12 protein-coding genes are annotated in these 9159 nt (G+C 66.2%); 5 read left to right on the top strand and 7 right to left on the bottom strand.

From position 1 onward, the window contains the following. Positions 1-1809: a translation initiation factor IF-2 gene (gene infB, locus V5A53_RS10410; RefSeq protein WP_332313542.1), complete on the bottom strand. Its 1809-nt coding sequence runs from the start codon at positions 1807-1809 to the stop codon at positions 1-3. Positions 1810-1876: 67 nt separating this feature from the next. Further along, positions 1877-2380, bottom strand: coding sequence for a plastocyanin/azurin family copper-binding protein (locus V5A53_RS10415; RefSeq protein WP_332313543.1), 504 nt, complete (start codon positions 2378-2380; stop codon positions 1877-1879). Positions 2381-2515: 135 nt separating this feature from the next. On the opposite strand from V5A53_RS10415, the gene V5A53_RS10420 reads away from it, so the two are divergent. Together V5A53_RS10420 and V5A53_RS10425 are read left to right on the top strand one after the other, a co-directional pair. Beyond that, a complete protein-coding gene (locus V5A53_RS10420) occupies positions 2516-2755 on the top strand; it encodes a PRC-barrel domain-containing protein (protein ID WP_332313544.1) in 240 nt (79 codons plus the stop codon). A 5-nt stretch (positions 2756-2760) separates the two neighbouring features. After that, positions 2761-3216: an NOB1 family endonuclease gene (locus V5A53_RS10425; protein WP_332313545.1), complete on the top strand. Its 456-nt coding sequence runs from the start codon at positions 2761-2763 to the stop codon at positions 3214-3216. An 83-nt stretch (positions 3217-3299) separates the two neighbouring features. On the opposite strand, the gene V5A53_RS10430 is transcribed toward V5A53_RS10425, so the two are convergent. Beyond that, positions 3300-3431: a CopG family transcriptional regulator gene (locus V5A53_RS10430; RefSeq protein WP_332313546.1), complete on the bottom strand. Its 132-nt coding sequence runs from the start codon at positions 3429-3431 to the stop codon at positions 3300-3302. A gap of 99 nt (positions 3432-3530) precedes the next feature. Here V5A53_RS10430 and V5A53_RS10435 point away from each other — a divergent pair, with 99 nt between their 5' ends. Then, a complete protein-coding gene (locus V5A53_RS10435; protein ID WP_332313547.1) occupies positions 3531-4286 on the top strand; it encodes a CPBP family intramembrane glutamic endopeptidase in 756 nt (251 codons plus the stop codon). Positions 4287-4658: 372 nt separating this feature from the next. On the opposite strand, the gene V5A53_RS10440 is transcribed toward V5A53_RS10435, so the two are convergent. Beyond that, entirely contained in the window at positions 4659-5948 is a 1290-nt protein-coding gene (locus V5A53_RS10440) for a glucose-6-phosphate isomerase (RefSeq protein WP_332313548.1), read from the bottom strand. A gap of 117 nt (positions 5949-6065) precedes the next feature. Here V5A53_RS10440 and V5A53_RS10445 point away from each other — a divergent pair, with 117 nt between their 5' ends. Together V5A53_RS10445 and V5A53_RS10450 are read left to right on the top strand one after the other, a co-directional pair. Beyond that, positions 6066-6596, top strand: coding sequence for a hypothetical protein (locus V5A53_RS10445; protein WP_332313549.1), 531 nt, complete (start codon positions 6066-6068; stop codon positions 6594-6596). Positions 6597-6675: 79 nt separating this feature from the next. Next, entirely contained in the window at positions 6676-7140 is a 465-nt protein-coding gene (locus V5A53_RS10450) for a DUF5812 family protein (RefSeq protein WP_332313550.1), read from the top strand. A 21-nt stretch (positions 7141-7161) separates the two neighbouring features. Here the strand turns inward: V5A53_RS10450 and V5A53_RS10455 are convergent, their stop codons facing one another. The 3 genes from V5A53_RS10455 to V5A53_RS10465 form a co-directional block, all read right to left on the bottom strand. Then, entirely contained in the window at positions 7162-7419 is a 258-nt protein-coding gene (locus tag V5A53_RS10455; protein WP_332313551.1) for a lipoyl domain-containing protein, read from the bottom strand. Then, positions 7416-8444 (bottom strand): alpha-ketoacid dehydrogenase subunit beta, encoded by a 1029-nt coding sequence (locus tag V5A53_RS10460; RefSeq protein ID WP_332313552.1) that lies wholly within the window; start codon positions 8442-8444, stop codon positions 7416-7418. The genes V5A53_RS10455 and V5A53_RS10460 overlap by 4 nt, the downstream gene beginning before the upstream one ends. Continuing rightward, a partial coding sequence (locus V5A53_RS10465; RefSeq protein ID WP_332313553.1) for a thiamine pyrophosphate-dependent dehydrogenase E1 component subunit alpha occupies positions 8444-9159 on the bottom strand: 716 nt, incomplete at its 5' end. The genes V5A53_RS10465 and V5A53_RS10460, both read right to left, overlap by 1 nt.

Genomic DNA, 9159 nt, shown 5'->3' on the forward strand with positions numbered 1-9159 from the left:
CTACTTCCCCCAGAACGGGTCCCGTTTCCGGTGTTTGTCGAGGTACATCCCGAGGGCTTCGAGTTCGTCGGCCGGAATGTCGTCGGAGAGTTCCTGTTCGAGGATCTTCGCGTGTTTCTCGGGAATCTCCGTCCAGAGTTCGTCGCCTTCCTCGATCTGACGGCCGACAGTCGGGCCGTCGATGGAGGCCGCGACCTGTTCGCCCGCGCGGGCCTCGTCGACGTCCTCGCCGGCGTCCTGCAGGGATTTGAGCTGGCCGACGCGTTCGGGCTCGTTGCCCTCCCACTTGACGACCCGGGAGTTGCGCTTCAGCGTCCCCGACATGACCTCGACGCCGACGACGGCGGGGTTGGACTGCCGGAACGTGTGATCGTCGAGGATGCGGAACCGGCAGGGGCGCTGGATCTTGTCCAGAACCTGCTCCTGCTGGGCGCGCTCGATGGATTCGACGTGGTCCTCGTACTCCTCGATGAGCTGGTAGATGACGTCGTCGATGAACAGTTTGACGTCGCTTTCCTCGGCCTCGCGTTCGGCGTCCTCCAGCACATCGACGTTGAACCCGAGGATGGCCTTGTGTTTGTCCTCGTCGGCCGTCGAGGCGACCGCGACGTCACGCGGGGCGACGTCGCCGACCTCCGCGCGGACGATGGGAATCTCGCCTTCCTTGAGCGTCGAGGCGATGGCCTCCAGCGAGCCGAGCGTGTCGGCCTTGACGACGACGCCTTCCTCCTCGGTGACGACGTCGATCTCCGCGAGTTCGGCCTCGACCTCCTCGATGACCTCGTCGACGGGGCGGTCACGGACGACGCGGACGGGCGCGCCCGCCATCGCGCCCGCGAGGTCCGGCGCGGCGATCTTCACACCCGCGGCGGCCCGCACCTCGTCGACCTGCTCGAACTGCTTTTCGGTGCGAATCTCGGCGAGCGGTTGCGGTTGGAGGAGCGCGCGCACCTCGGTGACGATGGGGTCGTTCTGCCCGCCGACGACGATGGTGTCGTCGGTGCTGATGGTGCCGTCGTAGAGGACGATATCGATGGTCGCGCCGAAGCCGCGTTCCTCCTTGACTTCGAGGACGGTGCCGACGCCGGGGCCGCCCACGTCGACGGACATCTCCTCTTTGAGGTAGCGCTGGGACAGCCCCATCATGACCGTCAGCAGGTCGGGGACGCCCTCGCCGGTCTCGGCGGAGACGGGGACGACGCCGATGTTCTTCCGGAAGTTCTGGACCCGCCAGTACATGTCCGCCGAGAAGTCCTCGTCGGAGAGTTGGCCGATGATCTCGTAGAGCTGTTCGTTCAGGCGGCTTTCGGCCCGGTCGCTCTGCTTTTCGAGCGTCTGCTGGACGGGCATGTCCGGGTTCGGGTTCCAGCCCGGGATGGTGTCGATCTTGTTCGCGGCGACGATGAACGGCGTCTGCGTCCGCTTGAGGATGTCGAGGGCTTCCCACGTCTGCGGCTGGAAGCCGTCGTTGACGTCGACGACGAGGATGGCGATGTCCGCGAGCGCGCCGCCGCGGGAGCGAAGCGTCGAAAAGGAGTGGTGACCAGGGGTGTCGATGAACAGCAGGCCCGGCAGGTCGAAGTCGTCGGGGTCGACCAGCGCGCCCGCCATCTCCGAGATGGTATCCAGCGGGACGGCCGTCGCGCCGATGTGCTGGGTGATCGCGCCCGACTCGCCGGCGGTGACGGCGGAGCCGCGCACCTTGTCGAGCAGGCTCGTCTTGCCGTGGTCGACGTGGCCGAGCACGGCGACGATGGGCGTCCGCAGCGACTCCGAATCCCCGGCGTCGGTGGTGTGGGCGTCAGACATAGAAGAATCCCTTTATGAACGTACAGCCGACCGCGGCATATAACGGTTTCAATCTCGCTCCGTCGGATTATTCCGTGACCGTGAACGACGCGCGCATGCCCGAACCCTGGTGGGGCACGCAGTAATAGTCGTACTCGCCGGCCGTCCCGAAGGTATGCCAGTGGGTATGGCCCTCGCCGTAGGTCGTCGTCCGGCTCCCCTCGGTGCCCGTCCAGTCGGTTCCCTCGGGGACCGCCCCCTCGTCGTATTTGATGTTGTGACCCGGACCGACCCACTCCCAGAGGACGGTCTCGCCGACGGAAATCTCGAAGGATTCGGGATCGAACCGGAGCCCGTCGCCGACCGCCACGCGCTGGTCGGGGTCCTGCGGCGGCGTCGCCGTCGGCGCCTCCGTTGGCGTTTCCGTATCGGTCGGCGTCTCCGTGTCCGTCGGGGTGTCGGTAGGGGCGTCGGTCAGGGTCGACTCGGCCGTCGGGGACTCGGTGCCGCCCCCGTCGTCGCCGGTACAGCCGGCAATCGAGACGGCGGCCGTACCTGCGGCGAGTGCCCGAAGATAGCGTCTGCGATCCATACGGGGAGGACGGCAAGTCGGTCCTTCAACCTTGACCCAAATTCTTCCCCAGAGACGATTTCGACCCCCGTCTTCGGGCGTCGACCCCGGCCGCGGACCCTAACGTTGATAGATGGTCCCCGTATAGCGGGGCGTATGACCGAAATACTCGCCGAGAACCTTTCGGAGAAAGAGGTCATGGGCTCCGACGGCATGAACCTCGGAACCCTCTACAACATCACGATGGACCTGAAGACGGGATCGCTACACCACGTCATCGTCGACCCCGCCGAACGGCTCAACTCGACGGAGTTCGACCGCGACGAACACGGTAACCTGCTCATCCCATTTACCCGCGTGCAGGCCGTAAAGGACAACATCGTCGTCTCCCGCTAACCTCGATGCACGTTCTCGATTCGTCGGCATTTATCAACGACTACACCACTGACCAGAGTATCGCGACCATCCCGATGGTTCGGGAGGAACTCGAAGACGAGGCCGGCTACCGGTTCGACGCCCTCGAAGGCTCGGGCATGCAGATCCACGTTCCCGACCCCGCGACCATCGAACGCGTCGAACGCGCCGCCCGCGAGACCGGCGACCTCGAGGAACTCTCCCGAACGGACATCCGACTGCTCGCTACGTCGTTCGAACTCGATGCGACGCTCGTCACGGACGACTACGCGATGCAGAACGTCGCCGAGAAGCTCGATATCTCGGTCGACGTCATCGCACAGGACGGCATCGACGAGCGCCGCGACTGGAAGTTCCAGTGTCAGGGGTGCGGACGGGTGTTCGACGAACACCGCGACCGTTGTCAGATCTGCGGTAGCGACCTCGAACGAAAGCGGCCCTGATACGGATCGTTGTAACGAATTACCGGCGAACGCCCGGTACGGTTCGGCGTTCGCCGGTAAAAGACTACAACAATCCGTATGAGCTAGTCGAGTTCCTCGATACCCACGCCGACGAGCTGTTCGAGGACCTCCTGCTCGGTGAGGCCGTACTGGACCGCCAACCCCTCGATCTCCTCGGCCAGTTCTTCGTCGCAGACGAGGGTGTAGCGACGCATGCTTCAGAAGTATGTGAGGCAGTAGCATAAAAACTCGTCAGACGAGTAGCCGACGCCGGACTGACAAGGTTAATTCGCCTCGCTCCCGTAACGCCGACGATGAGTTACTCCACCGACCGAGCCTCCCCATCCCCGGTCGCCACCATCGCCGTGGCGGCCGGCCTCGCCCTCGCAGGGCTCTTCGTCGGCCTGTTACTCGGCATCATCAGCATCTCGCTCGTCTCCGCAGTCGTGCCGCTTCCGGCGAACTCACCGGAGCGAAACGCCGTCGCGCTGATCGCACAGGGCATCGGACTCGTCGCGGTCGCCGGCCTCTACATGGACCGCCACGACCTCTCGTGGTCGTATCTCCGCATCTCGAAACCGACGCTCCGCGATCTGGGCTTTGCCGTCCTCGCGACGATCGTCCTCTTCGGCGCGCTCGCGCTCGCGTCGGTGGTCATCGAGCAACTCGGGCTGACGACGACCGAACACTCCGTCGCCCAGTCCGCCGAGGAGAACCCGGCGGCCCTCCTGCCACTCATTCCGCTCTCGATTCTCATTACCGGCCCGACGGAGGAACTGCTCTTCCGCGGCGTCATCCAGACGCGCCTTCGCGAGGCGCTCGACAGCGACGGTGGCGCCGTCGTCGTCGCCGCGGCGGTGTTCTCGTTGGTCCACGTCCCCGCCTACGGCCTCACGAGCGGCTTCGGCACCGCCCTCCTGACGACGCTGGCCGTGCTCTTCCTCCTCGGCAGCTTGCTCGGCGCCGCCTACGAGTACACCGGCAACCTCCTCGTCCCGATCATCGCCCACGGCATCTACAACGCCATCGTCTTCGGGAGCAACTACCTCGAAGCCATCGGCGCGTTCTGACTCTGGCTCTGCTATTTTATAACCCGAGTTTGACGGCTCCCTGACCGCGAACGGCCAGAAAGCCCTCGGCGCGCTGGCGGTCACGGCTCCCTTCGGTCGCCGTTCCCGCTCCGAGGGTCTCGCTCCCTCTGGTCGCTCCGACCCTCGCGTGCGGTCGCTAAGCGGGATATCCTCGCTGCTCACGGCTCGCTCAGCTCGCCGTTCGCTTTCGAGGGTTCGCTTCGCTCACCCTCGCACCGCTCGGATAGTGCCCGTTTAGCGACTCCCCTCCGGCGCCAGCGCGCCTCGCCCTTTCATTCCACCAGGGTGTCAGAAACGCATCCGGCAGGAGCAGCCGTTCCACGACCGATATTCGGTAATTCCCCAAAAGACCTACTTTTCGACGCTGTAGACGGTCTTGTCTTCGACCGCTTCGGCTTCCTCGAAGTCGCCGCCACCGAGCAGGCCGCGGGCGGCGCGCTTGCCCCACTCGACGGCCGGTTGGGTGAACGTCGACACTTCGAGGAGTTCCCCATAAAGGATGCAGGCGGCTTCCATCGCATAGAGGAGTTCACCGACGCCTTCGGCGTCGAGGCGGTCGATCTCGATGCGGACGTTCGGCTGGTCGGCCGCCGCCAGCGACGCTTCGGTTGCTTCGAACTCCGCGTCGAGTAGTTCCCCGAGACTACTGCCACCGAGATACGAGAGTTCCTCGATGTCCGTCTCGGGGATGTCGAGGTCCGAGCGCTCGCGGGGCCGCACGAGCGTGACGAGTTTGTCCGCCCGGCCCGCCCGGTAGAGTTGCAGTTGGGAGTGCTGGTCGGTCGCGCCGAGCGCGCGGGCGGGCGTCTGCCCGAGGCCGTCCTTGCCGAGGCTCTCGGCCCACAGTTGGGCGAACCACTCGGCGAACGGCTCCAGGTCCTCGGCGTAGGGGACGAAGGCGTTGGTCGTCGCACCGCGCTGTTCGAGAGCGTAGGCGACCGCGCCGTAGGCGTAGGCCGGCGACTCGAACAGCGACGGGGCGAGCGCCTCCCGGCCCGCGGCGCCGCCGTCGAGGACACCTTCGATGTCGCCGCCGAGTGCGGCCGCCGGCAGGAGGCCGACCGCCGACAGCGCCGAAAAGCGGCCCGGAACGCCGTCGGGGACCGAACACGACGGCAGGTCGTGTTCGTCGGCCAGTTCACGGAGCGGCCCTTCTTCGCCCGTCGTCACGACGGTGCGTTCGGTCCAATCGACGCCCGCGTCCTCCATCGCTTCCTGCACGACGAGGAAGTTCGCCAGCGTCTCTGCGGTCGTCCCCGACTTGGAGACGACGTTGACCAGCGTCGACTCCAGCGGCAGGTCGGCGAGCAGGCGTTTGGTGTGTGCCGGGTCGACGTTATCCAGCGAGTAGTGGCCATCGAGGCCGAGTGCGGCCGAGATGGTATCGGCACCGAGCGACGACCCGCCGATGCCGACCGTCAGGACGGCCTCGGGGTCGAACCCCGCGACGGCCTCCCGAATCTCGTCGGCGTCGGTGTCCTCGGGGAGCGCGAGACAGGCGTAGCCGAACTCCCGGTCCTCGATGCCCGTTTCGATGCGCTCGTGGATGCGAGCGACGCGTTCGTCGAGGCGTTCGAGTGAGTCCTCGGAGACCCCCCGATTGGTTTCCGTCGCCAGCGCGTTCCCGAAATCGACGTTCATGTGGGTCAGCGCGGGGCGCGTCACAAAGGCGTTGACGATGTGTCCGTAGGCCATCGCTCGGAGCCACGATGACCGATACCGGGCGGTTTATTCGCCGGACGGCCTTATCCGACGGCAATGAGCGAGGCGTATTCGGGGGTCTTCGGCGCGGTGCCCTACGCGTTCCGACAGAGCCGGTCCCGCGCGTTCAGGGTCTACGCCGTCCTCGGCGGCCTGCTCGCCGGCCTACTCGGGGTGTTTTTCACCTTCGCCCTGGTCGTCAGCATCGCCACGACGGCGAACCTCAGCGGCGGGACGGTCACCTTCGTCCGGTCGGTGTTCGTCTTCTTCGGCTTCCTCGTGACGGCGCCCCTCCTTGCACCCATCCTACTGGTCGCCCGCCACCACCGACGGGAGGGCAACGACACCCGGTACGACACCGCCCTCGCGGCCGCCGGTGGTGGCTATCTCGTCACGCTGTATCTCGGCGCCATCGCCTCGATGCCCGCCGAGTTCACGATCGACGGCGAGGTGACGACGCGGCCGACACCCTCGGGGGCGACAGCCCCGCTGGTCGAAGCGCTCTACGCGATGCCGGAATCGCTCTCGTGGCTGCTACCGCTCGTGGGGGCGGTCGGCATCTACCTCGTCCATCGCTGGTTCCGGTAGCGGTCTCCGACGTATCGACCGCTGGTGTGTCACGTCGCCCCGCGAAACGCGGAAAAAGGCCGAGTGCCTTCACACGGATATGACCGAAACCGAAGGCCGTTTTCTCGTAACCCACGCTGAGGAGGAGTCTGCCGTCCTGAAGGACGTCGACCGGGGGCAGGTCCACACCCTCGGCGACAACCCCGGGGTCGAGGAAGGCGAGCTGCTCGAAGGGGCCGTCGCCCCCGAACCGCCGATGGAGGTGACCTACGAACTCGTCGAAATCGAGACCCGACGGAACCTCACCGTCGACCACAGCCCCGAACCGCCGACGAAGCAGGAACGCGATATCGCCGCCGAGCAGGCCGAAGGCGAGTTGACGACGCAAGAGCGGGCCGGCATCGGCGAACTGCACGTCCTGACCGTCCCCGACGACGAGACCGATGAAGCCGTCGAGGACGTCCTCGACGACGAGGCGACGCTGGTCCGGGCCGCCCGCCTCGACGTCAACCGCGTCGAGATCCGCAGCGAACCCGGCATCGTCTGCGTTCGCTACCTCCCATAAAAAAGTAAACCGCGAGACGCGTCAGGCCGGTTCGATATAGGCTAGCGTTGCACCGCGTTCGAACTCGGCGTCCTCGCCGAGGACGATCTCGACGAGGGTGCCCGCCACGGGCGCCATCGCGTCGATGCTGACCTTCTCGATTTGAATCTCACAGAGGGTGTCGCCGGCCTCTACGGTCGCGCCCTCGCGGACGAACCAGTTGGCGACGTAGCCCTCGTCCTCGTCGGCGTCGTCGGGCCACAGCTCCTCGGTCCCGACGGAAACGCGGTCGCCGCTCATTCGCCGACCGACCTGACGGCCTCCTCGATGTCGGTCGAATCGGGCTGGACCTCCTTCTCCAGCGGGCGCGCGTACGGAATCGGCACGTCGGGCATCGCCACGCGCTCGACAGCATCGAGGGCGCCGAGGTCCGATTCCGCGACGCTGGCGATGATCTCACCGGTGACGCCGAACGAGCGGTAATCCTCGTCGACGACCACGAGTCGGCCCGTCTTCTGGACCGATTCGAGGACCGTCTCGGTATCCAGCGGGACGAGCGTCCGCAGGTCGATGACTTCGGCGTCGAGGCCGTCGTCCGCGAGGGATTCGGCGGCCTCCAGCGCCCGGTGGACGTGCAACCCGAGAGTGACGACAGTAACGTCGCTGCCCTCGCGTTTCACGTCGGCCTCGCCGAAGGGGATGGTGTAGTCGCCCTCGGGAACGCCCGTCTTCGGGCCGTCGGGCGCCGGCATCCAGCCGATGCCCATCAGCCGCTTGTGGAACATGTAGACGACGGGGTCGTCGTCGCGGATGGCGCTGTGCATCAGCCCCTTCGCGTCGTGGGCGGTACTGGGAACGACGATCTTCATCCCCGGCAGGTGCGCGAAGGTGCCGTACAGCGTCTGGGAGTGTTGTGCGGCGTCGTTGTAGTCGCCGCCGACGGCGGTCATCAGCACCATCGGGACGGAGACGTTCCCGCCCGACATGTAGGTGTTCTTCGCCATCTGGTTGTAGATCTGGTCCATGCAGACGCCGAAGAAGTCGCTGAACATCAACTCGACAATCGGGCGCATCCCCTGCTGTGCGGCCCCCACGCCCGCGCCAATGAACGAGGTCTCGCTGATGGGTACGTCCATGATGCGGTCGTGGCCGAACTCCTCTAAGAGGCCCTCCGTCGAGTCGAAGATGCCGCCGTAGTCGGCCACGTCCTCGCCCATCACGAACACCTCCTCGTCGTCGCGCATCTCGGTGGCGATGGCCTCGACCATCGCCCGGCTCATGGTCAGTTCACGGTCGGTCTGTTCGGGTTCGGTTGCTTGTGCCATCAGTCGTCACCTCCGGTTTCCGCGGCCGCCGGCCCCTCTGGCGGGTTCGTGAAGACGTCCTCGTAGGCCTCTTCGGGGTCCGGCTGTGGCTGGTCTTTCGCCCATTCGATGGCCTCCTCGACGCGCTCGGTGGCGGCGTCGTGGAGGTTCTCGATGCGCTCGTCGTCGAGACCCGCCGCACGCAGGCGGTCTTCCATCTTCGGGATGGGGTCGAGTTCGTCGAGTTTCTCGATCTCCTCGTCCTGGCGATAGGCCTGTGCGTCGCCCATGAAGTGACCCATCCGCCGGTGGACCTGCACCTCGATGAGCGACGGGCCGTTGCCCTCGCGGGCGCGGCCGACCGCTCGCTCGGCGGCCTCGTAGACCGCGACGGGGTCGTTGTGGTCGATGCGCTCGCCCGGCATCTCGAAGCCGTCGGCCCGCCGTGAGCCGTCGGCAACGTCCGTCACCCGCTCTTTCGGCATACTGATAGCCCAGTCGTTGTCCTCGATGACGAAGACGACCGGCAGGTTCTGGACTGCGGCGAGATTGAGCGATTCGAGGAAGCCGCCCTGGTCGATGGCCCCCTCGCCGACGTAACTGACCGCCACCGCGTCGCTGTTCCGCTTTTTTGCGGCGAGTGCCGCACCGACCGCCGGTGGTACGCCCTCCGCGATGATGCCGCTACACGCGAAGTTCACGTCGGGGTCGAACAGGTGCATGTGCCCGCCTTTCC

Source organism: Natronomonas sp. (genome assembly GCF_036625485.1).
Classification (GTDB): domain Archaea; phylum Halobacteriota; class Halobacteria; order Halobacteriales; family Haloarculaceae; genus Natronomonas.

Excerpts from the sequence above, each read along its gene's own strand:
- V5A53_RS10415 (WP_332313543.1), bottom strand. The coding sequence starts at position 2,380 with ATGGATCGCAGACGCTATCTTCGGGCACTCGCCGCAGGTACGGCCGCC.
- V5A53_RS10460 (WP_332313552.1), bottom strand. The coding sequence starts at position 8,444 with ATGGCACAAGCAACCGAACCCGAACAGACCGACCGTGAACTGACCATG.
- V5A53_RS10455 (WP_332313551.1), bottom strand. The coding sequence starts at position 7,419 with ATGAGCGGCGACCGCGTTTCCGTCGGGACCGAGGAGCTGTGGCCCGAC.
- V5A53_RS10430 (WP_332313546.1), bottom strand. The coding sequence starts at position 3,431 with ATGCGTCGCTACACCCTCGTCTGCGACGAAGAACTGGCCGAGGAGATC.
- V5A53_RS10445 (WP_332313549.1), top strand. The coding sequence starts at position 6,066 with ATGAGCGAGGCGTATTCGGGGGTCTTCGGCGCGGTGCCCTACGCGTTC.
- V5A53_RS10420 (WP_332313544.1), top strand. The coding sequence starts at position 2,516 with ATGACCGAAATACTCGCCGAGAACCTTTCGGAGAAAGAGGTCATGGGC.
- V5A53_RS10425 (WP_332313545.1), top strand. The coding sequence starts at position 2,761 with ATGCACGTTCTCGATTCGTCGGCATTTATCAACGACTACACCACTGAC.
- V5A53_RS10435 (WP_332313547.1), top strand. The coding sequence starts at position 3,531 with ATGAGTTACTCCACCGACCGAGCCTCCCCATCCCCGGTCGCCACCATC.
- infB (WP_332313542.1), bottom strand. The coding sequence starts at position 1,809 with ATGTCTGACGCCCACACCACCGACGCCGGGGATTCGGAGTCGCTGCGG.
- V5A53_RS10450 (WP_332313550.1), top strand. The coding sequence starts at position 6,676 with ATGACCGAAACCGAAGGCCGTTTTCTCGTAACCCACGCTGAGGAGGAG.
- V5A53_RS10440 (WP_332313548.1), bottom strand. The coding sequence starts at position 5,948 with ATGAACGTCGATTTCGGGAACGCGCTGGCGACGGAAACCAATCGGGGG.